The organism is Stenotrophomonas maltophilia (assembly GCF_025642255.1).
GTDB lineage: Bacteria > Pseudomonadota > Gammaproteobacteria > Xanthomonadales > Xanthomonadaceae > Stenotrophomonas > Stenotrophomonas maltophilia_P.
This window is the reverse complement of record NZ_CP106759.1, coordinates 3,569,130-3,592,954: the sequence shown is the minus strand read 5'-3', so window position 1 is coordinate 3,592,954 and position 23,825 is coordinate 3,569,130. Positions and strand designations below refer to the sequence as shown.

Sequence of the window (23,825 nt, the reverse complement as noted above, 5' to 3'; positions counted from 1 at the left end):
CGAAACGCAGTGACAGCCCGCCGGCCACCCCGGCCGGGCATGAGGAAAACCACCATGGCCACGATTGAAGTCAAGGTTCCCGACATCGGCGATTACAGCGATGTGCCGGTGATCGAAGTGTTGGTCGCCGTCGGCGATACGGTGAAGAAGGACCAGGGCCTGGTGACCCTGGAATCGGACAAGGCCACGCTGGAAGTGCCGTCCTCGGCCGCCGGTGTGGTCAAGGAACTGAAGGTCAAGCTCGGCGATACGCTGTCCGAGGGGGCCGTGGTGGTCCTGCTGGACACCGAAGGAGCCGCCGAGGCCCCGGCCAAGGCGTCCGCACCTGCGCCGGCGGCCGCCGCCCCGGCCAGCAAGCCGCCGGTCACCCCGTCGCATCGTGCCCCGGCCGAACCGGCCGCACCGAAGCCGGCGCTGGCCAGCGGCAAGCCGGCCGACATCGAATGCGAGATGGTCGTGCTGGGCTCCGGCCCGGGCGGCTACACCGCCGCGTTCCGCGCAGCCGATGTCGGCCTGGATACGGTACTGGTCGAGCGCTACGCCAGCCTCGGCGGCGTCTGCCTCAACGTCGGCTGCATTCCGTCCAAGGCACTGCTGCATGCGGCGGCGGTCATCGATGAAGTCGCCCATGCCGGCGATTTCGGCGTGGAGTTCGGCAAGCCGACGATCACGCTGGACAAGCTGCGCCAGTACAAGGAAAAGGTCGTCAACCAGCTGACCAAGGGTCTGGCTGGCATGGCCAAGCAGCGCAAGGTGCGCAACGTGCAGGGTGTCGGCCGGTTCCTGTCGGCCAACGAGCTGGAGATCACCGCCGCTGACGGCAGCACGCAGCTGCTGCGCTTCCAGAAGTGCATCATCGCCGCCGGTTCGCAGGCGGTGAAGCTGCCGAACTTCCCATGGGACGACAAGCGCGTGATGGATTCCACCGACGCGCTGGAGCTGGCCGAAGTGCCGGGTTCGCTGCTGGTTGTCGGTGGCGGCATCATCGGCCTGGAAATGGCGACCGTGTACGGTGCGCTGGGCAGCAAGGTCACCGTGGTCGAATTCATGGACCAGCTGATGCCGGGCGCCGACAAGGACCTGGTCAAGCCGCTGGCCGACCGCCTGAAGAAGCAGGGCATCGACGTTCACCTGAAGACCAAGGCGTCGGGCGTCACCGCCGATGCCAAGGGCATCACCGTGACCTTCGAGGCGGCCGAGGAAGGGCAGTCGCCGGCGCTGGCGCAGGGGACCTTCGACCGCGTGCTGGTCGCCGTGGGTCGTTCGCCGAATGGCAAGAAGATCGATGCCGAGAAGGCCGGCGTGCAGGTCACCGAGCGTGGCTTCATCCCGGTTGACCGGCAGATGCGTACCAACGTGCCGCACATCTTCGCCATTGGTGACATCGTCGGCAACCCGATGCTGGCCCACAAGGCCACGCACGAGGGCAAGCTGGCGGCTGAAGTGGCGGCCGGCCACAAGAAGGAGTGGGTGGCCCGCGTGATTCCGTCGGTGGCCTACACCAATCCGGAGATCGCCTGGGTGGGCGTGACCGAGACCGAGGCCAAGGCCAAGGGCCTGAAGGTCGGCGTGGCCAAGTTCCCGTGGGCGGCCAGTGGCCGCGCGATCGGCATCGGTCGTACCGAGGGCTTCACCAAGCTGATCTTCGATGAAGAGACTCACCGCATCATCGGTGGCGCGATCGTCGGTGTGCATGCCGGTGACCTGCTGGCCGAGATCGGTCTGGCCATCGAGATGGGCGCGGAAGCCGAAGACATCGGCCACACCATCCATGCCCATCCGACGCTGAGTGAATCGGTGGCGATGGCTTCGGAAATCTACGACGGCACGATCACCGATCTGTACATGCCGAAGAAGAAGTAAGGCGCTTGCGCCGGGCCATGCCCGGTGAAACGGAAAGCCCGGCGAAAGCCGGGTTTTTTGTTGGTGGCTTCTGTGGCTTCGGTGACTGTGGTCGCGAGCTTCCGGGCCGCTGCGCGGGTGGCAGGCATTTGGACACATGTCCCCCGTCGCCCGCCTGCGGCGGTCGCCTCCTCCTTTACTGTGTCCAAACGCCTGCCACCCACGCAGCGGCTCGGCGTGCGGACGGTCCAGCCGCAGAGTCACTTCAGCAGACGCGTGGAGGCCTGATACGCGGAGGGAGAGGGGGCTGCATGCGAAGTAAAGGAGGAGGTGACGGCCGCAGGCCGGCGCCGGGGGACATTCGCATGCAGCCTCCTCTCACTCCTGCGCACCCGCGATCCTGCGATTGCGGCATGTGTGATCGCGAGCGTCCGGGCCTCTGCGTGAGCGGCAGGCGCTTGGACAAATGTCCCCCGCCGTCCGCCTGCGGCGGTCGCCTCCTCCTTTACTTTGTCCAAACGCCTGCCACTCGCGCAGCGGCTCGGCGTGCGGAGGGTCCAGCCACAGAGCCACTTCAACAGGCGCGTGGCGGCCTGACACGCGGAGGGAGAGGGGGCTGCGTGCGAAGTAAAGGAGGAGGTGACGGTAGGCCGGCGCCGGGGGACATTCGCATGCAGCCCCCTCTCCCTCCAGCGCTCGACCATGCCGCTTTACCCCGGCAGGACAAAGCAGCACAAAAAAACGCGGCCCCCGATGTTCCGGAGGCCGCGCCAGGAGAGAGTGCGATGGAAGGGGCAGGAATCAGAACACGAAGCTGACGCCGGCCACCGGGCCCTTGAATTCCTGCTTCAGACCGATGGTGCCGTCGCTGCCCTTCTTGTCCGCATCCAGCTTGAACCAGTCGTAGCCGGCGAACAGGCCGAAGTTCTTGGTCAGGCGGTAATCGACGATGGCATTGGCGCGGCTCAGGTCACCCTTGTAGTCGTCGAAGCTGCCCCAGCGGGTGTTGAGGTACTGACCCTGCAGGGTGATCATCCACTTCTCGGACGGGGTGAAGCTCAGGCGTGCACCGACCACCGGTGCCACACCGTCGGTCTTCTCGTCCAGGAACTGGCCTTCATACACGGTGCCCAGGTCCGCATAGCCCTTGGTGCTGACCTTGGCGTACTCCGCACCCAGCTGCAGGCCCAGATCGAAGGTGTCGGTGTCGACAACGGAGTAGTCGTAGACCAGGCTGGCCACCTGGTACTTCAGCTCGGCCTTGACGAAGCTGTCAGCCGGCACGTTGACGCCGCCGAAGGAGATGTCCTGGCCCAGCGTCTCGCGCCGGTCCTTGTCGTACTTGAAGTAGTTGAACAGGAAGCGCTGGCGGTCGCTGAGGCGGAACATGCCGTCTACCCGCGGTTCCCATTCCTTGCCGCCGAGCTTGAAATCTTCCGAGAAACCGACGTCCTGGCCGGCGACAGTGGTGTTGCCGCGCAGCGTGTTGTCCGAATCGATGTTCATCGCACCCAGGCGCAGGGCGAAACGGTCATCGCCTTCGGCGGCATGGGCGGCGCTGGCGAACGATGCGCCGGCGGCAAGCAGGGAGAGGGCGAGCAGGGTGGGGACGGAGCGCATCGAAGAGTCCTTGCAGTGGTTCATCAGAATGAAGCCCACTGTGCAGGACGCACTCGTCCACCATGCGTGAACGTATGGTCGATGGCGTGTGCACGGTTCAGCGCTGTCACGACCATGAAAAAGGATGGCCCCGGAGCCGGGCTTCGGGGCCATCGAGGACCTGCGGGGCGAAGCGTCGACGAGGTTGCTGCAGGCAGGTCGGAAGGTCGGACCGGCAAGGTCGCGGAAAGTTCCCAGGCGTGCGACCAAAGTTCAATGCGCTGCACCGCAGCATCATGTGGACGTCATTGTCCCTTGGGCGGCACGCAAAAATGTAACCGTTACCGCAACTTGCGCCCTTCCGGGATGAACAGGCAGCGGTTGTCTCGCAAATTGTCCCATTGCTATAATTTGGCGGCTCGATGAGGCCCCCCTGCTGTAGCCGCCTCAGCCCTCCACTTGCAACCACGCGGGACGTCCTGTGCTGAACTCCGTTGAAGCGGGTCGGCGACTGATGCTGCGCGCCGCGGTCTACCCGCTGGCCGCAGTGGCTGTCCTGGCCCTGGCCTTCCTGCTGGTAGGGCCGAAGTACGCGCTCGGTGCCCTGGCATCCGGCGTGGCGATCTCGGCCGGTGGCTGGGTCGCGGCACGGATGGCGCTGGGCGGGGGTGCCCTGGCTGCGGGGTCGGCAATGGCACGGCTGATCATTGCGATCGTGGCGAAGTGGGTAGTCGTTTTCGGCGTCCTGCTGGTGGGGTTCCTGGTCTTCAAGCTGCCTGCATTGGCGCTGTTGGCCGGTATCGCCGTCGGCTTGATGTTCCAGGTCCTGGCGATGGCCAGGCGTTGACAGAATTCAATTAACTAAGGTTCCGGACACATGGCGGGCGAGGCTCTAACCCCTACCAGCTACATCCAGCATCACCTGCAGAACCTGACCGCACCGGTCGGCAACGGCGACGGGATGTTCTGGCATATCCACGTCGATACCTTCCTCACCGCGGTCCTGATGGGCCTGGTGATCGTGGTCGCCTTCTGGCTGGGCACCCGCAAGGCCACGGCTGGCGTGCCGGGCAAGTGGCAGGCCTTCGTGGAGATCTGCCTGGAGTTCGTCGACCGCCAGGCCAAGGACACCTACCACGGCAAGAGCAAGCTGGTCACGCCGATCGCCATCACGATCTTCTTCTGGATCCTGATGATGAACCTCATCAAGATGATCCCGGCCGACTTCATCGCCAAGCCGCTGGAGCTGGCGGGCATCCATTACTGGAAGCCGGTGCCGACCGCCGACGTCAATGCCACCCTGGGCATGGCCATCAGCGTGTTCTTCCTGATGCTGTTCTTCGCGCTGAAGTCCAAGGGACTGGGCGGCTTCATCAAGGAGTTCCTGACGGCTCCGTTCGGCAAGTGGATGATGCCGTTCAACCTGATCCTCAACATCGTCGAGTGGCTGAGCAAGCCGATCTCCCTGGCGATGCGACTGTTCGGCAACATGTTCGGCGGCGAAATCGTGTTCCTGCTGATCTGGGTGCTGGGTGGTGCCGGTTTCTTCGGCGCCATTGCCGGTGGTGCGTTCGGCCTCGGCTGGATGCTGTTCCACCTGCTGGTGATCCCGCTGCAGGCCTTCATCTTCATGATGCTGTCGATCGTGTACCTGAGCCTGTCGGAAGACGCTCACTGAGTTTCAAGCTTCAACGCGTTTCAACCTTCATCCGTTTCATCACCCTTAGCAACTTAAGTTCCTGGAGATAACCATGTACTTCGCCGTCCTGACCAACTTCGCGCAGATTCAGAGCTCCACCGCCCTCGCCGTCGGCATCATGATCGGCCTGGCCGCGCTGGGCGCCGGTCTGGGTCTGGCCATCATGGCTGGTAAGTTCCTGGAGTCGGCCGCCCGCCAGCCGGAACTGATCCCGGTCCTGCAGGTCCGCATGTTCATCACCGCCGGCCTGATCGACGCCGCGTTCATCATCTCGGTCGCCGTCGGCCTGCTGCTGGCCTTCGCCAACCCGCTGTCGGCCGCCTTCGCCGGTGCCGTCACCAAGGCTCTGGCCGGCTGATACAGCGGTTTGAGACGACCGGGTGCTGATGCACCCGGTTTCGGATGAAGGCCGGATGCGCCGCCCCGGCGGCGCGTCCACCCCGAAACCAGCGATCGAGCTAACCATGAATATCAATTTCACCCTTCTTGCGCAGGCGCTCGCCTTCGCTGGTCTGATCTGGATCATCGCGACCAAGATCTGGCCGCCGCTGATGAACGCGATCGAAGAGCGCCAGCAGAAGATTGCTGAAGGCCTCGCTGCTGCCGACCGCAGCCAGAAAGATCTGGCCCAGGCGCAGGAGAAGGTCAACGAAGCGCTGAAGGAAGCCCGCACCAAGGCCAACGAGATCATCGACCAGGCCCACGCGCGCGCCAACCAGATCGTCGACGCAGCCCGTACCGAAGCGATCACCGAAGCCACCCGTCAGAAGGAACTGGCCCAGGCTGAGATCGACGCCGCCGCCAACCGTGCCCGTGAAGATCTGCGTAAGCAGGTGTCCGCGCTGGCCGTGACCGGTGCCGAAAAGCTGCTCAAGCGCGAAATCGACGCCAACGCCCACAAGGCGCTGCTCGACGAGCTGGCCTCGGAGATCTAAGGATGAGCCAGGCCCTCACGCTTGCCCGCCCGTACGCCCGCGCCGCGTTCGCGACCGCGCGCGACGAAGGCGCGTTCGCGCCGTGGTCGGACGCCCTGGCGTTCTCCGCCCACGTCGCCGCCGACCCCCGCGTGGCGGCCCTGCTCGCCAACCCGGAGCTCGGTCGTGACGACGCTGTCGCCCTGCTGGCGCCGGCGACCCACGGCGAAAGCTTCTCGCGCTTCCTGGCCATCCTGGCCGAATCGCATCGTCTGCCGCTGCTGCCGGAGATCTCCGGCATGTTCGACGCCCTGCGCGCCGAAGCCGAGCACGTGGTCAAGGCCACCGTGACCTCGGCCGCCGAACTGTCGGCCGGTGAGCTGGACGCGATCAAGGTCGCGCTGCGCAAGCGCTTCAACCGCGAGGTCGATGTGACCACTGCGGTCGATGCCTCGCTGATCGGCGGCGCCGTGATCGACGCCGGCGACGTGGTCATCGATGGTTCGCTGAAGGGCAAGCTGGCCCGCCTGCAGACCGCGCTCGCTAACTGAATTCATTTAACGTCCGGCCCCGCTGCCGGCACTAGGACTTGACGATGGCAACCACGCTCAACCCCTCCGAAATCAGCGAACTGATCAAGAACCGCATCGAGAAGGTCAAGCTGGCCGCGGAATCGCGCAACGAAGGCACCGTGACCAGCGTGTCCGACGGCATCGTGCGCATCTTCGGTCTGGCCGACGTGATGCAGGGCGAAATGATCGAACTGCCGAACAACACCTTCGCCCTGGCCCTGAACCTGGAGCGCGACTCGGTCGGCGCCGTGGTCCTGGGTGACTACGAGCACCTGCGCGAAGGCGACGTCGCCAAGACCACCGGCCGCATCCTGGAAGTGCCGGTCGGTCCGGAACTGCTGGGCCGCGTCGTCAACGCGCTCGGCGAGCCGATCGACGGCAAGGGCCCGCTGGGCACCGACGTGACCGCTCCAGTGGAGCGTGTTGCTCCGGGCGTGATCTGGCGCAAGTCGGTCGACCAGCCGGTGCAGACCGGTTACAAGTCGGTCGACTCGATGATCCCGATCGGCCGTGGCCAGCGCGAGCTGATCATCGGTGACCGCCAGACCGGCAAGACCGCCATGGCGATCGACGCGGTGATCAACCAGAAGGGCACCGGCATCAAGTGCGTGTACGTTGCGATCGGCCAGAAGGCATCGACCATCGCCAACATCGTGCGCAAGCTGGAAGAGAACGGCGCCCTGGCCCACACCATCGTCGTGGCCGCCACCGCGTCCGAATCGGCTGCGATGCAGTACATCAGCGCCTACTCGGGCTGCACCATGGGCGAGTACTTCATGGACCGCGGCGAAGACGCGCTGATCGTGTACGACGATCTGTCCAAGCAGGCCGTTGCCTACCGCCAGATCTCGCTGCTGCTGAAGCGCCCGCCGGGCCGTGAAGCCTACCCGGGCGACGTGTTCTACCTGCACTCGCGCCTGCTGGAACGCGCTGCCCGCGTGTCCGAGGAGTACGTCGAGAAGTTCACCGAAGGCAAGGTCACCGGCAAGACCGGTTCGCTGACCGCGCTGCCGATCATCGAAACCCAGGCCGGCGACGTGTCCGCCTTCGTTCCGACCAACGTGATCTCGATCACCGACGGCCAGATCTTCCTGGAAACCGACCTGTTCAACGCCGGCATCCGCCCGGCCGTGAACGCCGGTATCTCGGTGTCGCGCGTCGGTGGTTCGGCGCAGACCAAGATCATCAAGAAGCTGTCGGGCGGCATCCGCATCTCGCTTGCCCAGTACCGTGAGCTGGCTGCGTTCGCGCAGTTCGCTTCGGATCTGGACGAAGCCACCCGCAAGCAGCTGGAACGTGGCCAGCGCGTCACCGAGCTGATGAAGCAGAAGCAGTACGCGCCGATGTCGATCGCCAACCAGGCGCTGTCGATCTACGCCGTCAACGAGGGTTACCTCGACGACGTGCCGGTCAACAAGCTGCTGGCGTTCGAAGAGGGCCTGCACGCCCACTTCGCCAACACCCAGGGCGAGCTGATCAACAAGGTCAACGCCACCGGTGGCTGGGACAACGATATCGAAGGTGCCTTCAAGAAGGGCATCGCCGACTTCAAGACCACCGGCAGCTGGTAACAGCGCATGGGGAACGGGGCGTGGCCTCGTTCCACCGTTGAACAACGCGGGGCATCAGCCCCGCGCCACGGGAAACAAGAGATGGCAAGCGGACGCGAAATCAAAACCAAGATCAAGAGCGTGCAGAACACCCGCAAGGTGACGCGCGCCCTGGAGATGGTCTCGGCCTCCAAGATCCGCAAGGCGCAGGATCGGATGAAGACCTCGCGTCCGTACGCGCAGGCGATGAAGCAGGTGATCGGCCACCTGGCGCAGGCCAGCACCGATTACCAGCATCCGTTCCTGGTCGAGCGCGAGCAGGTCAAGCGGGTCGGTTTCATCGTGATCTCCTCCGATCGCGGCCTGGCCGGCGGCCTGAACAACAACCTGTTCCGCAAGATGCTGGGCGAAGCCAAGGCATGGCAGGACAAGGGTGCGGAAGTGGATCTGGTGACCATCGGCCAGAAGGCATCGACCTTCTTCCGCCGCGTCAAGGTCAACATGGTCGGCAGCGTGACCCACATCGGCGACGTGCCGAAGCTGGAATCGCTGATCGGTGTGATCAAGGTCATGCTCGACGCCTTCACTGAAGGCAAGGTCGACCGCGTGTACCTGGTCTACAACCGCTTCGTGAACACCATGACGCAGAAGGCCAGCTTCGATCAGCTGCTGCCGCTGCCGGCGGCCGAGAAGCAGGTCGCGCACCACGACTGGGATTACCTGTACGAACCCGATGCCGCGACCGTGCTCGAGCACGTGATGACGCGTTACATCGAGTCGCTGGTGTACCAGGCATTGCTGGAAAACGTCGCCTCCGAACATGCCGCACGCATGGTCGCGATGAAGGCGGCGAGCGACAACGCCAACAAGCTGATCGGTACGCTGCAGCTCGTCTACAACAAGGCGCGCCAGGCAGCGATCACCCAGGAAATCTCCGAAATCGTCGGCGGCGCGGCAGCAGTCTGACCGCGTTCGTTCAAAGCACACATTTAGAGGATGCAGCAATGAGTCAGGGCAAGATCGTTCAGATCATCGGCGCGGTCGTCGACGTCGAATTCCCGCGTGAGTCGGTGCCGAAGGTGTACGACGCACTGAAGGTCGACAACACCGAAATCACCCTTGAAGTCCAGCAGCAGCTGGGCGACGGCGTGGTTCGTACCATCGCCCTCGGTTCCACCGATGGCCTGAAGCGCAACCTGGTCGCCACCAACACCGGTCGTGGCATCTCGGTGCCGGTCGGCGCCGGCACCCTGGGCCGCATCATGGACGTGCTGGGCCGTCCGATCGACGAAGCCGGCCCGGTCGCTGCCAGCGACAACTGGGAAATCCACCGTGCGGCACCGTCGTACGAAGACCAGTCCCCGGCCACCGAGCTGCTGGAAACCGGCATCAAGGTCATCGACCTGATGTGCCCGTTCGCCAAGGGCGGCAAGGTCGGCCTGTTCGGCGGCGCCGGCGTCGGCAAGACCGTCAACATGATGGAACTGATCAACAACATCGCCAAGGCGCACAGCGGTCTGTCCGTGTTCGCCGGCGTGGGTGAGCGTACCCGTGAGGGCAACGACTTCTACCACGAAATGAAGGACTCCAACGTCCTCGACAAGGTGGCGATGGTGTACGGCCAGATGAACGAGCCGCCGGGCAACCGCCTGCGCGTCGCGCTGACCGGCCTGACCATGGCCGAGTACTTCCGCGACGAGAAGGACGAGAACGGCAAGGGCAAGGACGTGCTGCTGTTCGTCGACAACATCTACCGCTACACCCTGGCCGGTACCGAAGTGTCGGCACTGCTGGGTCGTATGCCGTCCGCCGTGGGTTACCAGCCGACCCTGGCCGAGGAAATGGGCGTCCTGCAGGAGCGCATCACCTCGACCAAGAACGGTTCGATCACCTCGATCCAGGCCGTCTACGTTCCCGCGGACGACCTGACCGATCCGTCGCCGGCGACCACCTTCGCCCACCTGGACTCGACCGTGACCCTGTCGCGTTCGATCGCCTCGCTGGGTATCTACCCGGCCGTCGATCCGCTGGACTCCACCAGCCGTCAGATGGACCCGCTGGTCATCGGCCACGAGCACTACGACACCGCCCAGCGCGTCCAGCAGACCCTGCAGAAGTACAAGGAACTGAAGGACATCATCGCCATCCTGGGCATGGACGAACTGTCCGAAGAAGACAAGCAGGCCGTGTCGCGCGCCCGCAAGATCGAGCGCTTCTTCAGCCAGCCGTTCCACGTGGCCGAAGTGTTCACCGGTTCGCCGGGCAAGTACGTGCCGCTGAAGGACACCATCCGTGGCTTCAAGGCCATCGTCGATGGCGAGTACGACCACCTGCCGGAGCAGGCGTTCTACATGGTCGGCGGCATCGAAGAAGCGGTCGAGAAGGCCAAGAAGATGGCCGAGAAGGCCTGATCCGGGAGGGGCGGGAGCGATCCTGCCCCACCTGACGCCGGCGCCGGGCAGCCGCCCGGGCCGGTGGACCTCCACGGTGGCATCGCGCCACCGCGAACAGCGAAGAGATTTGCATGAGCACGATCCGTTGCGACATCGTCAGCGCCGAGCAGGAAATCTTCCGTGGCGAAGCGACCCTGGTCGTGGCCACCGGTGAGCTGGGCGAACTGGGCATCGCGCCCAAGCACGCACCGCTGATCACCCGCCTGAAGCCGGGCAAGGTGGTGGTGACCACGCCGAACGGCGAGCAGCTGGATTTCGCCATTTCCGGCGGCATCCTGGAGGTTCAGCCGCAGGTGGTGACCGTGCTGGCCGACACCGCGATCCGCGCGCAGGACATCGACGAAGCCTCGGTCCGCAAGGCCAAGGAAGAAGCCGAGCGCATCCTGGCCAACCGTGGTGAAGCCATGGAAGTGGCCGAAGCCCAGCAGAAGCTGGCCGAAGCCGTGGTCCAGTTGCAGGCGCTGGAGCGCCTGCGCAAGAACCTCAAGCACTGAGGCTCGCCACACCCACAGGAACGCCGGCCTCGTGCCGGCGTTTTTGTTTGTGCGCCATCACCGCCGGTCAGCGGTAGACCACGTGGCGCATCAGCAGGAACGACACCGCCGCCAGTCCGCCCTCGACCAGCGGCTTGGCCAGCCACGCGTAGCGCAGGCCCAGAGCCTGGTCGACCAGGCTGACCAGCAGCGTGCTGGCCGCCGTCAGCAGCAGCCACAGCGCGCAGAAGCGCGCAAAGCGCTTCCAGCCCAGCTTGTGCGTGCCCGGCTCGGCGAACGTGTAGCGACCGTTGAGCCAGAAGCCCAGCAGCATCCCCGCCAGCCGGCCCGTGACGTTGGCCGGTGCAACCGGCAACCCCAGTGCGGTGGCCGCCACGAAGACCACCCAGTCGACCAGCAGCTGCACGAGCCCGATGACGAGGTAGGTGCTTCCCTGGCGGATGAGGCTCATCGGCATGCTGAAGAAGGAGGGGCATCCATGTTAACGGGCCACGCTCTAGAATCGGTGTCATCGAACCACGGATTCCCCCCATGACCCAACCCCTGCACGTGATCATCCTGGCCGCAGGTGCCGGCAAGCGCATGAAGTCGGTGCTGCCGAAGGTGCTGCAGCCGATCGCCGGGCAGCCGATGCTCGCGCATGTCATCGCTGCCGCCCGCGAGCTGGACCCCGCTGCGATCCACGTGGTGTATGGCCATGGTGGCGAGGCAGTGCGGCGCCACTTCGCCGACCAGACCGACCTGCAATGGGCCGAGCAGGCACGGCAGCTGGGGACCGGCCACGCGGTCGCGCAGGCGATGCCGCAGGTGCCCGACGCCGCGCAGGTGCTGGTGCTGTACGGCGATGTGCCGTTGATCCGCGCGCAGACGCTGCGCGACCTGCTGGCGCAGCCGGGCCGGCTGGCCGTGCTTGTGGCCGATGTGGATGACCCGACCGGTTATGGCCGCGTGCTGCGCGACGCCGAGGGCCGGGTCGGTGCCATCGTCGAACAGAAGGACGCCAGCGATGACCAACTGCGCGTGCGCACGATCAATACCGGCATCATCACCGCCGAATCGACCGCGCTGCGCCGGTGGCTCTCGCAGCTGTCCAACAGCAACGCGCAGGGCGAGTACTACCTGACCGACGTATTTGCCTTTGCAGCCCGTGAGTTCACCCCGGCCGAGATGGCACTGGTGGCCGATGTGCAGGAAGCAGAAGGGGCGAACGATCCCTGGCAGCTGGCGCAGCTCGAGCGCGCGTGGCAGCGCCGCGCAGTACGTGCGCTGTGCGCGCAGGGCGCGCGCGTGCTGGACCCGTCACGGCTGGATATCCGCGGCAGCGTGACGGTCGGCAGCGATGTGCTCATCGATGTCGATGTCATTCTCGAGGGCAAGGTGGTGCTGGGAGATGGCGTGACCATCGGCCCGTTCAATCGACTCAAGGACGTGACGCTCGGGCCGGGCACCGAAGTGCGCGCGCACTGCGACCTGGAAGGGGTGGTCACCGAAGGTGCCGCATCCGTCGGTCCGTTCGCCCGGCTGCGCCCGGGCACGGTGCTCGCCGATGGCGTCCACGTAGGCAACTTCGTGGAGACCAAGAAAGTGACCCTCGGCGTGGGCAGCAAGGCCAACCACCTGACCTATCTGGGCGATGCGGTGATCGGCAGCAAGGTGAACATCGGCGCCGGCACCATCACCTGCAACTACGACGGCGTGAACAAGTCGACCACGACCATCGGCGACAATGCCTTCATCGGTTCCAACAGCTCGCTGGTGGCGCCGGTGCTGATCGGCGAGGGCGCCACCATCGCCGCCGGTTCGGTCATCACCCGCACCGCGCCGGACGGCAAGCTGACGCTGGCACGCGCACGGCAGGAAACCATCGATGGCTGGAAGCGGCCGGTCAAGAAATCCTGAGCCACGGATTCCGCATGCCGACGAGCTCGGCGTGCTGCCGGCGATCGAACAGCGTGCCGGCGAACTGCTGAAGGGCCACGAAGCCTATCCGGTGTTCGCCGGCCACGGCCTGGATCTGCAGGCGCTGCGGGACGGCCTCCGGCGTGGGCAGCTGTGGGTGGTGGATGACGCCGACGGCGGCGGCATCGCCGGTTACCTGCTGGCAGGCGGGCTGTGCGGCGAATTCCATGTGCTGCAGATGGATGTGGACCCGGCGCATGCGCGTCGTGGCCATGGTCGTGCTTTGCTGCGGCACGCGTTGGCAATGGCCGGGACCCAGGGCTATCGCTCTGCGGTGCTGACGACGCTGGCAGACGTGCCGTGGAATGCGCCGTTCTATGCCGGCGAGGGATTCGTGGGGCTTGCGCAGGAGGAATGGGGTGACGGGCTGCAGGCCGTGATGGCGGAGGAAGCCGCATTGGGGTTTCCGATGCATCTACGGGTGGCGATGCGGCGTGTCCTGTCTTCGATGGATGGCTGAAGGTCGTTCCGGGGTGCCTTCGCCAATGATGTCGGGCAGCGCCGGGTCATGCCCGGCGAGTGGAGCGGCCGCTTCCGCTTCCCGGAGCGTCACCTCACCCCGCCGGCAGCAGGATCGAAACACACAACCCACCCTCACTGCGGTTCTGCAGCGACACCCGTCCACCGTGCGCCTCCACGATCTCCCGGGTCAGCGCCAGTCCCAGCCCGGTGCCGTTGCGCTTGGTCGAATAGAACGGCATCAACGCATTCTGCAGTACCTGCTCGTTCATGCCTTTGCCGCGATCAAGCACATCCAGACGCAGCCACTGGGGCAGGCGGGTCAACTGCACCTGCACGTCATCGTTGGGCGGATCGGCTTCCGCGCAGGCTTCGTGCGCGTTCTTCAGCAGGTTCAGCAGTGCCTGCCCGAACTGCGCGATATCGATGCGGCTGCTCATCTCCTCGTCCGGCTCCTGCTCCATGCCGAACGGAATCTGCTGGCGCAGGCTGGACAGGAACGGGGCCCAGTGCACGGTCTGCAGCTGGGGCTGTGGCAGCTTGGCGAAGCGTGCGTATCCGCGGATGAATCCCTCCAGGTGGCGGGCGCGATCTTCGATGGTGGTGAAGATCTCCGGCAGGCGGTCGAACCGCTCACGCTTGACCAGTTCCCCTCCGGAATGCGCCAGCGAGGCAATCGGTGCCAGCGAATTGTTCAGCTCGTGGCTGATCACCCGGATCACCTTCTTCCAGGTCTGGACCTCCTGCCTGCGCAGCTCGGCGGTGAGCAGACGCACCAGCAGCAGATCATGGGGCCGTCCATTGAGATGGAACGCGCGCCGCGAGAGATGGTAGACCTGCTCGTCATCCTCGTCGCCGTCCTCGCCTTCGGCCTGCACCGCGAACAGGCTGTCGCCGCCGCGGGCGATGGCGTCGCGCAGTTCCACCGGCACCTGCTCCAGCACCTCCTCCAGGCGCTGGCCCTCCAGCTTCCAGCCACCATGCAGCAGCTTGCGCGCAGCCAGGTTGGAGAACACCACACGGGCGATGCCATCGCCGCCTGATGCGATCAGCAGCATCGCCACGGGCGTGTTCTGCACCATCGTGTCCAGCAGCAGTTCGCGTTGCACCAGACCCTGGCGCTGCTCGCGCAGCACGTCGCCCAGCTCGCGATGTGCCTTCACCAGGTCACCCAGTTCGTCGTTGCCTTCCCAGTGAACGCCGAAGTTGTACTCGCCATCGCGGTAGCTGCTGGTGGTGCCGGACAACGCACGCATCAGCGAGCGGACCGGTGCGGTGGCGCGGCGCAGCGCCCACCACATCAGGGCAAGCAGGATCACCGTGGATACGATGGCCACCGCCCAGCCGTGGTCGAGCCAGTAGGCCAGCAGCCAGGGCAGCGCGGCAGCCAGCGCCAGCACCGGCAGCAGGCGCAGGAACAGGCGGAAGGTGAACGAGCGTCGCTTCATTCGCGCGGAATGCCGTGGCGGTCCATGCGCCGGTACAGTGCCTGGCGGCTGAGACCGAGTTCGGCGGCCGCCTGCGCGATGACCCCATGATTGCGCGCCAGTACCTCCTCGATGCGCGTGCGGTCCGGATCGTTGCCGGCGCTCGGCGCCGGGCGTGGCGCAGCCGGAGCGCGTGGCAGGTTGAGATCGGTCACTTCGATGCGGTTGCCGGTGGCCAGCAGCTCGGCGCGCTGGATCACGTTGCGCAGTTCGCGCACGTTGCCCGGCCACGGGTGCCGTTGCAACGCGGCAGCGGCGGCGCTGGACAACGGCTTGCCGCCCGCCAGGAAGCGTTCGGCCAGCGGCAGGATGTCGCCGGGCCGCTCGGCCAGCGGCGGCAGCACCAGCTCCACGGTGTTGAGGCGGTAGTACAGGTCCTCGCGGAACGTGCCGTCGCGGATCATCGCCGGCAGGTCGGCATTGGTGGCGCTGACCACGCGTACCTTGACCTGGCGTTCGCGGTTGGAGCCCAGGCGCTCGAAGCGACCGGTCTCCAGCACGCGCAGCAGCTTCATCTGCCCGCCCAGCGACAGGTTGCCGATCTCATCCAGGAACAGGGTGCCTCCATCGGCCGCCTCGAACTTGCCTTCGCGCGCCTTGTTGGCACCGGTGTAGGCACCTGCCTCGGCGCCGAACAGCTCGGCTTCGATCAGCTCGGACGGCAGCGCACCACAGTTGACCGTGACGAACGGTCCCTTTGCCACCAGCGAATTGGCCTGGATGATCTGCGCGATCTTCTCCTTGCCGGCGCCATTGGGTCCGGTGATCAGGACCGGCAGTTCGGAGCGTGCGACCTGGCAGGCCAGGGCGATCACGCGTTCACTGGCAGGATCGGCGAAGACGGCACCACTGAGGTCGTACTTCTGTTCCAGCGCGGTGCGCTGACGCTGCTCGCGTTCGCGCCGACGGTCCAGTTCGCGACGTGCTTCGGACAGTTCCAGCAGGTTGTTGACCGTGGTCAGCAGCTTGCGGTCGTCCCAGGGCTTGGCCAGGTAATCGGCCGCGCCGGCCTTGACCAGGTCCACCGCGCTGCTCAGATGGGTCCAGGCGGTCAGCAGGATCACCGGCAGGTCGGGGTGGCGTGCGCGGATCTGTGCGAACAGAGCCTCACCTTCCTCGCCGGAGGTGGTGTCCTCGCTGAAGTTCATGTCCTGGATCACCAGGTCCACCGGCTGCGATTCGAGCAGGGCCAGGCCTTCGGCCGGGCTCTGTGCCTGCAGCGTGTCGATGTCGTGCAGGGAGAACAGCACGTCCAGCGCGGTGCCCACGCTGGCGTTGTCGTCGATGATGAGGATCGCGGGCATGGACCGGTTCTGGAAAAAGGGATGGGCAGCGCCGGAGAGAGCTGTAGGTTCCAGGGCGCCGGCAGGAGCCGGCGCCACCCATCAAGCATAGCTAAAAGCTGCCGCCCTGCAGCCGGTGCCGGATCACCGTCGTGGCGGCGGCGGAGCCGGCGGCGGTGGTGGTGCGGTGGGCGGTGACAGCAGGGGCCGCCAGCCAGCCAGGGACACCGGCACGGTCAGCGTCTTTCCATCGCGCTGCAGCAGCAGCCGTACGCTGGATGCGTCGGTGGCCTGCATCGCGGCTGTCAGCTGGTCGACCTGCTGCACGGCGGTATCGTCCACGCGCAGGATGCGGTCGCCACGGCGCACGCCGAAGCGCGCCTCCGGATGCGCCGCATCGACCCGCACGTGGCCACCCGAGGAAGCCAGCGCCACATGGGCGCCGTCGTCCTGCCAGCTCATGGTCTGCTGGTTGCTGCTGCCGGCAAGGGCCGGCAGTGGCAGCATCAGCATCATCGCCAGGAAAGGTGCGCGCATGTCAGGCCCCCCGCGTGGCGACGGCCGGAGGCACGGCGGCCGCCCGGCGCGCAGGGCCGAACACGGCGATCTGGCCCAGTGCCCACAGCAGCACCGCACCCAGCGGCAGGTACAGCAGCGGCATGCGAGGCAGCTCGTACATGTTCATCAACCACAGATTGATGGCGTAGGCCGCCAGCATGCCCAGCACGATGCCCAGCGAGGCCAGCAGGAAGTTCTCGGTCTGGAAGTAGCGCAGCACCTGGCCGCGGGTGGCACCGAGGGCACGGCGGATGCCGATCTGCTTGCTGCGCTGCTGCACCCAGAAGCTGGCCAGGCCGACGATGCCCAGCGCCGTCACCACCAGCAGGGCGATGCATACGGTGACCAGCAGCCCGACCATCGCCCGGTCGTTCTTGAAGTAGTCGTTGCGCTGGTCCTCATAGCTGAGCTTCTCGCGCACCAGGCGGTTGGGATCGTTGCGTTCCAGGGCCGCCAGGGCACCCTTCAGCACTTCATCGCGGCGTTCAGGCGTGGTGCGCAGCATGTACGGGCCGCCGCTGGCGAAGTCGGTGCGCACCGGCAGGATCATCGACAGGGTGGTGTTGTTGTTCCAGTCCGTCGGCGGCGCGAGGTGGGCAACCACGCCCACCACGTGCAGCGCCTGCCGACCCATGTAGAAGGTCTTGCCCAGCGGGTTCTGGCCCGGGAACATCTTCTCGGCCACGGCCTGGTTGAGGATCACCGCCGATGCCTTGTCCGGTGTGGTGCTGGCCGACTTGCGTGCGTCCTCGAAGTCGATGTACTCGCTGGGCAGGAAGTCACGGCCGGCCACCAGCTGCAGGCCCAGGGTGGACAACGCACCTTCGTTGAACATGTACAGCGTCGCCGAGGTCGTCGGCCGTTCCTGGTCGCGCTCGCGCGAGATGCTGGTATTGGACGAGCTGGGGCGGAACGGCAGCTGGTTGACCTTGGTCACGCTGGTCGCACCGGGAACGGCGCGCAGCGCGGCCAGGTCTTCCTGGGTACGCGCCATGGCATTGGTCTGGGTACCGATGCCACTGGTACGGACGATCACCAGTTCGTTCTCGGCCAGGCCGCTGGGCTGGGTGATCTTCTCCACGCGCTGGCTGACCAGGAACAACGCGTTGCAGACGATGGCGCAGGTCAGCGCGATTTCCAGCACGATCAGGGCAGCGGCGGTCTTGTGCCGGCGCAGCGTGCTGAGGATGGGGCGGATATCCATGGCAGTGTCCTTGTGCTTACTGCGACTTGAGCTGGATGGCGGGGGTGACCTGCATGGCACGCCAGGCCGGAAGGAATCCGGCGGCCAGGCTGGCCAGCAGGGTCAGGCCGAGGGCGAGCAGCAGCATGCTGCCGTCCAGATGGGCCAGCTGGGCGTACTCCACCGGCTGCCTGCGCACTGCGGCCAGACCGATCAGGGCCAGGCCGATGCCGAGCACACCGCCGACCACACCGATGGCACCGGCTTCGACCAGGCACTGCAGGAAGATCTGCCCACGGCTGGCACCCAGCGCACGCCGCACGCCGATCTCACCGCTGCGGCGCAGGAACTTGGCCAGCAGCAGACCGACCGTATTGACCAGGCACACGCCCAGGAAGCCCAGCGCCAGCCACATCTGCAGGCGCACGTCGCTGGGCACCGCACCGTTGAAGTCCAGCCACTCCATGACGCTGCGCACACGCACGTTGGCGGGACGCTCGAAGCGGCCTGCAGCGCGCTGCTGGTCGGAGTAGTTCACCAGATAGCGGCGGTAGTCATCGACCTTGCCCGGCTCCAGCTCGACCCAGTACTGGATCCAGGTGCAGGCCGCACTGAGCGAGTGGCTGTCGCCGCCCGGGCCGCCGTCGCGGAAGCAGTTCATGTTGCCGTTGTTGCCGAAATCCAGATCCATGGCAGTGGAGAACGGCACCAGCAGGTCCTCGTCCTTGCCGTAGGAACCGGTGGTCAGGTCGAAGAACTGCGGTTCGGGATTCCATTCCTTCATCACGCCGATCACGCGCAGCGACTGGCTGTTCACGCGTATCTCCCGGCCCACGCTGTTGGCGCCCTGGAACAGCTTTTCATTGATGGCCTTGGACAGCACCACCACGCGGCTGTGCGCATCGTCGTCGCTGGCAGACCAGGCGCGGCCGTACTGCATCGGCACGTTGAACATCGGGAAGAAGTCCGCCGAGGTCCAGCGCGTATCCACCGAGAACGGCTTGAGGGTGCTGCCCTCCGGCTCGACGATGGCACTGCCGCCACTCATCATCGCCTGGTGCACGGCGCGCTTCTCGCGCAGCAGGGCTTCGGCGTCGAACCGCGTCATCTGGCCTTCCGGCTCCTCGTCCGTCAGGTAGCCGGAGCGCGGCCGCGGATCGAGCTGCGCGTAGAACAGGCGGTCGCTCTTCTCCGGAATCGGATCGCCGGACAGGACATGGAACACGGTCAGGGTGGTCATCGAGGCACCGATGCCCAGTGCGATGGCCACCACCATCAGCGCGGTCAGTACCTTGTTGCGGCGGAAGCTGCGTACCGCCAGTCGAGCGTAGTAGGCGAACATGGGCATGCCCTCACTCGTTGACGGCGACGATGCGGCGCGGGGTGGCCAGCACCGGCTCGCGCACCAGGTCGGTGACCTGGCCATCGACGATGTGCACGTTGCGCTGCGCACGCGCGGCCAGTTCCGGATCATGGGTGACCATGACGATGGTGGTGCCGGCCGCGTTGATTTCCTCCAGCAGCTCCATCACGCCACGTGCCATCTGCGTATCCAGGTTGCCGGTCGGTTCGTCGGCCAGCAGCAGGCGCGGGCTGCCGGCGAGGGCACGGGCAATCGCCGCGCGCTGCTGCTGGCCGCCGGACAGTTCGTTCGGGTAGTGCTTCATGCGTGAGCCCAGGCCGACCTGGGTCAGCGCCTTCTCGATGCGCTCACGGCGCTCGCCGGCACTCATCTTGCGGTAGCGAAGCGGCACGTCGACGTTGTCGAACAGGTTCAGGTCCGGAATCAGGTTGAAGCCCTGGAAGATGAAGCCGATCTTCTGGTTGCGCAGGCGGCTGCGCGCATCGTCACCGAGCTGGCTGACATCCTCGCCATCAAGCAGGTAGGTGCCGCTGGTGAAGGTTTCCAGCAGGCCGGCGATGTTGAGGAAGGTGGTCTTGCCGGAGCCGGAGGGACCGGTGACGGCGACGAACTCGCCCTCCTTGACCTGCAGTTCCAGCGAGCGCAGTGCATGGGTTTCCACCTGTTCAGTGCGGAAGACCTTGGCGACCGAACGCATTTCGAGCATGTACATGGGGTGTCCTCTCTCCAGGATGTATCAGTTGACGGAGACGCGTTCGGCGTCCTTGAACAGGTCGCTGCCGGAGACCACGATACGGTCGCCCGGCTGCACACCCGACTTGATTTCCACTTCGCCCAGGCTGCTGACGCCCAGTTCCACCGGACGGCGCACCGCCGTGCGGCCATCCATCACGTAGGCCACGCCGTTGCCCTGTTCGACGAACGGGCCGCGCTCGACCTTCAGCACGTTCTTGCGGGTATCCAGCAGCACCCGGACCGACATCCGCTGGCTCTGGCGCAGGCCTTCGGGCTGCTTGTCGGCGAAGCGCACGCGGGCATTGACCTCGCCGTTCACCACTTCCGGCGACACCGCGCTGATCTCGCCCGGGAACGGCTGGCCGTTGCCGCCGGTGAGCTGTGCGGGCATGCCGATGGCCAGATCACGAGCGAAGCTTTCCGGAACCTTGATCTCGACTTCGAACTTGGACAGGTCCACCACGCCCAGCACCGGCGCATTGGCCGCCAGGTTGGTGGACTGGGTGGCCTGCACCTGGCCTACCTGGCCATCAAACGGCGCGCGCAGGGTCAGCGCATCGACCTGGCGCTGCACTTCGGCCACCACCGCCTTCTGGCGATCGGCCAGCAACCGCTTGTTGCGTGCATCCAGGTCGGCGCCCTGGCTCTGCAGGCGGGCATCGGTGGTGGCGTTGGCAAGGCTGATGTCGGCCTTCTTCAGGCTGTCCTGGGCCTTGGCCAGGTCGATCTGCGGCACCGCACCGCCGTCGAAGCCGCGCTGGTAGCGTTGCAGGTCGCGATCGGCAGCCTGGCGCTCGATGGTGGCCTGATCGGTTTCCTTGCGCGACTTGGCGCGGGCCAGCGTTGCGTCCAGCGCGGCGCGGCTGGCCTCGGCTTCCAGGCCAGCCAGGGTGGCCTGTTCCTGGGCCAGCTTGCTGCGCAGTTCCGGGCTGTCGATGATCGCCAGCTCCTGTCCCTTCTTGACCACGTCGCCGGCCACGACCTTCAGGTCCACGGTACCGGCGGAGATCGCATACAGCACCGGGCTGTTGGCGGCGATCACACGGCCGTCGGCAGCGATGTCACGCACCAGGTCGCCACGTTGCACTTCGGCGATGCGCACCCGGCTGCTGTCGAACGAGCGGCTGGCGTTTGCCCAGGCGTACACGGCCCAGCCGATGCCGGCGAGCAGGGCGATGCTGCCCAGTGCCGGCCAACGGTAGCGATGCCAGGCGGCGGCGGTCGGGCGGGCCGGGGTGGAGGAAACGATCTGGTCCTGGGCGGAAGTGTCGCGGATCATCGGGTTCGTGCCTGACGGTGGTGATCCATACCAAGCACGTTGCGTGCCAACTTTATTTCCTTTCCTATCAATGAGTTGCAATTCGAGTGGCGGTGTCCGGGTGTCCGCGGACACCTGTGCGGACACATTCATTAAGCGGACAGGAGGGGGAAACCGGACACGCACGCTAGAATGCCGCGACCGTCTTCAAGGAAATGCGTGACATGTGTGGAATCGTGGGAGCGATCGCTGATCGCGACGTGGTGCCGGTGCTGATCGAAGGTCTGAAGCGACTGGAGTACCGCGGCTACGATTCTTCAGGCATCGCGGTGATCGACGCGACCGATCAACCTGACGTGCACCGCGTCCGCCGTACCGGCCGGGTCGCCGAGATGGCCGCTGCCGCCGCCGCCGAGGGGTTCAATGCGCAGCTGGGTATCGGCCATACGCGTTGGGCCACCCATGGCGGCGTCACCGAGGCCAATGCGCATCCGCACATCAGCCAGGGCGTGGCCCTGGTCCACAACGGCATCATCGAGAACCATGAAGAACAGCGCGAGCGGCTGCGCGCGCTGGGCTACACCTTCGAGTCGCAGACCGACACCGAAGTGATCGCCCACCTGATCCATCATCATCTGCAGAGCGGTGACGATCTGCTGGTGGCGCTGCAGCGCACCGTGAAGGAACTCACCGGCGCCTATGCACTGGCCGTGGTCAGCCGTGCCGAGCCGGAGCGCTTCGTCTGCGCACGCATGGGCTGCCCGCTGCTGGTCGGCCTGGGCGAGGGCGAGAATTTCGTTGCCTCCGATGTCTCGGCGGTGATCTCGGCCACCCGCAAGGTGATCTTCCTGGAGGAGGGCGACACGGCCGAGGTGCGCCGCGAGGGCGTGCGCATCTTCGACGAGCACGATCAGCCGGTACAGCGCGAGGTGCACCTGTCCGACGTGTCGCTGGCCTCGCTGGAACTCGGCCCTTACCGCCATTTCATGCAGAAGGAAATCCACGAGCAGCCGCGCGCGCTGGGTGACACCATCGAGGCGGCGATCGACGCCGGTGGCTTCCCGGCCGAGCTGTTCGGCAGGAATGCCGAGGCGGTGCTGGCGGGCATCGAAGGCGTGCAGATCCTGGCGTGCGGCACCAGCTACTACGCCGGCCTGACCGCGCGCTACTGGATCGAGTCCATCGCCGGCCTGCCGTGCAGCGTGGAGATCGCCAGCGAGTACCGCTACCGCGCGGCGTATGCGAACCCGAAGCACCTGGTGGTGACGATCTCCCAGTCCGGCGAAACGCTGGACACGATGGAGGCGCTGAAGTACGCCAAGTCGCTCGGCCACCAGCACACGCTGTCTATCTGCAACGTGCCGGAAAGCGCGATTCCACGCGCCAGTGAACTGGTCTGCTATACCCGTGCCGGGGCCGAGATCGGCGTGGCTTCGACCAAGGCGTTCACTACCCAGCTGGCCGCGCTGTTCCAGCTGACCGTGGTGCTGGGCAAGCTGCATGGGCGCGTCGATGCCGCACAGGAAGCCGACTATCTGGAGCAGCTGCGCTTCCTGCCGGGCAGCGTGCAGCACGCGTTGAACCTGGAGCCGCAGATCGCGGCCTGGGCCGAGCGCTTCGCGCGCAAATCCAACGCGCTGTTCCTGGGCCGTGGACTGCACTATCCGATCGCACTGGAAGGTTCGCTCAAGCTCAAGGAGATCTCCTATATCCATGCCGAGGCGTATCCGGCGGGCGAGCTCAAGCACGGTCCGCTGGCGCTGGTGGACGAGGACATGCCGGTGGTGGTGATCGCCCCCAACGACAGCCTGCTGGAGAAGGTGAAGTCGAACATGCAGGAAGTCCGCGCGCGGGGAGGCGAGCTGTTCGTGTTCGCCGACCAGGACAGCAACTTCTCCGAAAGCGAAGGCGTGCATGTGATCCGTACGCCGCGCCACGCGGGCGTGCTCAGTCCGGTGGTGCATACCATTCCGGTGCAGTTGCTGGCCTACCACACCGCACTGGCGCGTGGCACCGACGTGGACAAGCCGCGCAACCTGGCCAAGAGCGTGACGGTGGAGTAACTGCCGTCGGCTGCATGGGATGCTGCAGGTGAAGGGGGCCACGTGGCCCCCTTTCGTTTGCGCCGCTCACAGCGCCAAGTGGGACACCCGCAGGGTGTTCTGTCCGCGCTCGGCAGCAGGCAATCAATCTTTAACGTACGGCACCGCTTGTGTTCAGCGGCGGTTTCAGCCGCAGTGCCATTCTCTGGATTGTCGGCAGGTTCCCACGACGTACTGTCCTATCGATGCCGGTAGTGACCGAGGATCGCAGTCGTAGAATCGAGCCGACCGAGATACGGGTTGCGTTGCCGGACCCGCCTCGTTCGCGTTGCAGCACCTCGCCTTGCCGATGCATTCCCCATGGGCAGACCGGTG

22 protein-coding genes are annotated in these 23,825 nt (G+C 65.8%); 13 read left to right on the top strand and 9 right to left on the bottom strand.

Annotated features, from left to right (window positions below; all coding sequences use genetic code 11):
• The first annotated feature begins 54 nt into the window (after positions 1–54).
• On the top strand, positions 55–1,863 hold the full coding sequence (gene lpdA, locus N8888_RS16380; protein WP_111186219.1) for a dihydrolipoyl dehydrogenase: 1,809 nt from the start codon (positions 55–57) through the stop codon (positions 1,861–1,863).
• Positions 1,864–2,643: 780 nt separating this feature from the next.
• Here lpdA and N8888_RS16375 read toward each other — a convergent pair.
• The gene (locus tag N8888_RS16375; RefSeq protein WP_053518741.1) at positions 2,644–3,462 is read right to left on the bottom strand and encodes a hypothetical protein; all 819 of its coding nucleotides are present in this window, start codon (positions 3,460–3,462) and stop codon (positions 2,644–2,646) included.
• 460 nt (positions 3,463–3,922) lie between these two features.
• Here N8888_RS16375 and N8888_RS16370 point away from each other — a divergent pair, with 460 nt between their 5' ends.
• The 9 genes from N8888_RS16370 (at position 3,923) to N8888_RS16330 (ending at position 11,123) form a co-directional block, all read left to right on the top strand.
• A complete protein-coding gene (locus tag N8888_RS16370) occupies positions 3,923–4,288 on the top strand; it encodes a hypothetical protein (RefSeq protein WP_180876808.1) in 366 nt (121 codons plus the stop codon).
• A gap of 30 nt (positions 4,289–4,318) precedes the next feature.
• Positions 4,319–5,119, top strand: coding sequence for a F0F1 ATP synthase subunit A (gene atpB, locus N8888_RS16365; protein WP_053518739.1), 801 nt, complete (start codon positions 4,319–4,321; stop codon positions 5,117–5,119).
• A gap of 73 nt (positions 5,120–5,192) precedes the next feature.
• Entirely contained in the window at positions 5,193–5,498 is a 306-nt protein-coding gene (gene atpE / locus N8888_RS16360; RefSeq protein ID WP_005411133.1) for a F0F1 ATP synthase subunit C, read from the top strand.
• A gap of 106 nt (positions 5,499–5,604) precedes the next feature.
• On the top strand, positions 5,605–6,075 hold the full coding sequence (locus tag N8888_RS16355; protein ID WP_053518738.1) for a F0F1 ATP synthase subunit B: 471 nt from the start codon (positions 5,605–5,607) through the stop codon (positions 6,073–6,075).
• Between the two features lie 2 nt (positions 6,076–6,077).
• Positions 6,078–6,605, top strand: a complete 528-nt coding sequence (locus tag N8888_RS16350) for a F0F1 ATP synthase subunit delta (RefSeq protein WP_053518737.1) — start codon at positions 6,078–6,080, stop codon at positions 6,603–6,605.
• A 44-nt stretch (positions 6,606–6,649) separates the two neighbouring features.
• Positions 6,650–8,197 (top strand): F0F1 ATP synthase subunit alpha, encoded by a 1,548-nt coding sequence (gene atpA, locus N8888_RS16345; RefSeq protein WP_053518735.1) that lies wholly within the window; start codon positions 6,650–6,652, stop codon positions 8,195–8,197.
• An 81-nt stretch (positions 8,198–8,278) separates the two neighbouring features.
• Complete coding sequence (gene atpG, locus N8888_RS16340; protein WP_053518734.1) at positions 8,279–9,142, top strand: F0F1 ATP synthase subunit gamma; 864 nt, start codon at positions 8,279–8,281, stop codon at positions 9,140–9,142.
• A 38-nt stretch (positions 9,143–9,180) separates the two neighbouring features.
• The gene (atpD, locus tag N8888_RS16335; protein WP_049429233.1) at positions 9,181–10,587 is read left to right on the top strand and encodes a F0F1 ATP synthase subunit beta; all 1,407 of its coding nucleotides are present in this window, start codon (positions 9,181–9,183) and stop codon (positions 10,585–10,587) included.
• 113 nt (positions 10,588–10,700) lie between these two features.
• Entirely contained in the window at positions 10,701–11,123 is a 423-nt protein-coding gene (locus N8888_RS16330; RefSeq protein WP_005419509.1) for a F0F1 ATP synthase subunit epsilon, read from the top strand.
• A 67-nt stretch (positions 11,124–11,190) separates the two neighbouring features.
• Here the strand turns inward: N8888_RS16330 and N8888_RS16325 are convergent, their stop codons facing one another.
• Positions 11,191–11,574, bottom strand: a complete 384-nt coding sequence (locus N8888_RS16325; protein WP_053518733.1) for a GtrA family protein — start codon at positions 11,572–11,574, stop codon at positions 11,191–11,193.
• 80 nt (positions 11,575–11,654) lie between these two features.
• Here N8888_RS16325 and glmU point away from each other — a divergent pair, with 80 nt between their 5' ends.
• Together glmU and N8888_RS16315 are read left to right on the top strand one after the other, a co-directional pair.
• Positions 11,655–13,022 (top strand): bifunctional UDP-N-acetylglucosamine diphosphorylase/glucosamine-1-phosphate N-acetyltransferase GlmU, encoded by a 1,368-nt coding sequence (gene glmU, locus N8888_RS16320; RefSeq protein WP_263175847.1) that lies wholly within the window; start codon positions 11,655–11,657, stop codon positions 13,020–13,022.
• Complete coding sequence (locus tag N8888_RS16315; RefSeq protein ID WP_197571330.1) at positions 12,991–13,542, top strand: GNAT family N-acetyltransferase; 552 nt, start codon at positions 12,991–12,993, stop codon at positions 13,540–13,542. The genes glmU and N8888_RS16315 overlap by 32 nt, the downstream gene beginning before the upstream one ends.
• A gap of 94 nt (positions 13,543–13,636) precedes the next feature.
• On the opposite strand, the gene N8888_RS16310 is transcribed toward N8888_RS16315, so the two are convergent.
• The 7 genes from N8888_RS16310 to N8888_RS16280 all read right to left on the bottom strand — a co-directional run bounded on the left by N8888_RS16310 (position 13,637) and on the right by N8888_RS16280 (position 21,429).
• On the bottom strand, positions 13,637–14,989 hold the full coding sequence (locus N8888_RS16310; protein ID WP_053518729.1) for a sensor histidine kinase: 1,353 nt from the start codon (positions 14,987–14,989) through the stop codon (positions 13,637–13,639).
• Positions 14,986–16,332: a sigma-54-dependent transcriptional regulator gene (locus N8888_RS16305; protein ID WP_074899853.1), complete on the bottom strand. Its 1,347-nt coding sequence runs from the start codon at positions 16,330–16,332 to the stop codon at positions 14,986–14,988. The genes N8888_RS16310 and N8888_RS16305 overlap by 4 nt, the downstream gene beginning before the upstream one ends.
• Before the next feature lie 123 nt (positions 16,333–16,455).
• The gene (locus N8888_RS16300; RefSeq protein ID WP_180876814.1) at positions 16,456–16,848 is read right to left on the bottom strand and encodes a PDZ domain-containing protein; all 393 of its coding nucleotides are present in this window, start codon (positions 16,846–16,848) and stop codon (positions 16,456–16,458) included.
• A gap of 1 nt (position 16,849) precedes the next feature.
• Positions 16,850–18,073 carry an ABC transporter permease gene (locus N8888_RS16295; RefSeq protein WP_197571332.1) on the bottom strand — a complete coding sequence of 408 codons (1,224 nt, stop codon included), beginning with the start codon at positions 18,071–18,073 and terminating at the stop codon, positions 16,850–16,852.
• A 16-nt stretch (positions 18,074–18,089) separates the two neighbouring features.
• On the bottom strand, positions 18,090–19,394 hold the full coding sequence (locus N8888_RS16290) for an ABC transporter permease (protein ID WP_053518747.1): 1,305 nt from the start codon (positions 19,392–19,394) through the stop codon (positions 18,090–18,092).
• A 10-nt stretch (positions 19,395–19,404) separates the two neighbouring features.
• Complete coding sequence (locus tag N8888_RS16285) at positions 19,405–20,127, bottom strand: ABC transporter ATP-binding protein (RefSeq protein WP_053518723.1); 723 nt, start codon at positions 20,125–20,127, stop codon at positions 19,405–19,407.
• Positions 20,128–20,151: 24 nt separating this feature from the next.
• Positions 20,152–21,429 (bottom strand): efflux RND transporter periplasmic adaptor subunit, encoded by a 1,278-nt coding sequence (locus tag N8888_RS16280; RefSeq protein ID WP_053518722.1) that lies wholly within the window; start codon positions 21,427–21,429, stop codon positions 20,152–20,154.
• Positions 21,430–21,632: 203 nt separating this feature from the next.
• Between N8888_RS16280 and glmS the strand changes: the two genes are divergently transcribed.
• The gene (gene glmS, locus N8888_RS16275) at positions 21,633–23,471 is read left to right on the top strand and encodes a glutamine--fructose-6-phosphate transaminase (isomerizing) (RefSeq protein ID WP_053518721.1); all 1,839 of its coding nucleotides are present in this window, start codon (positions 21,633–21,635) and stop codon (positions 23,469–23,471) included.
• Positions 23,472–23,825 lie beyond the last annotated feature (354 nt).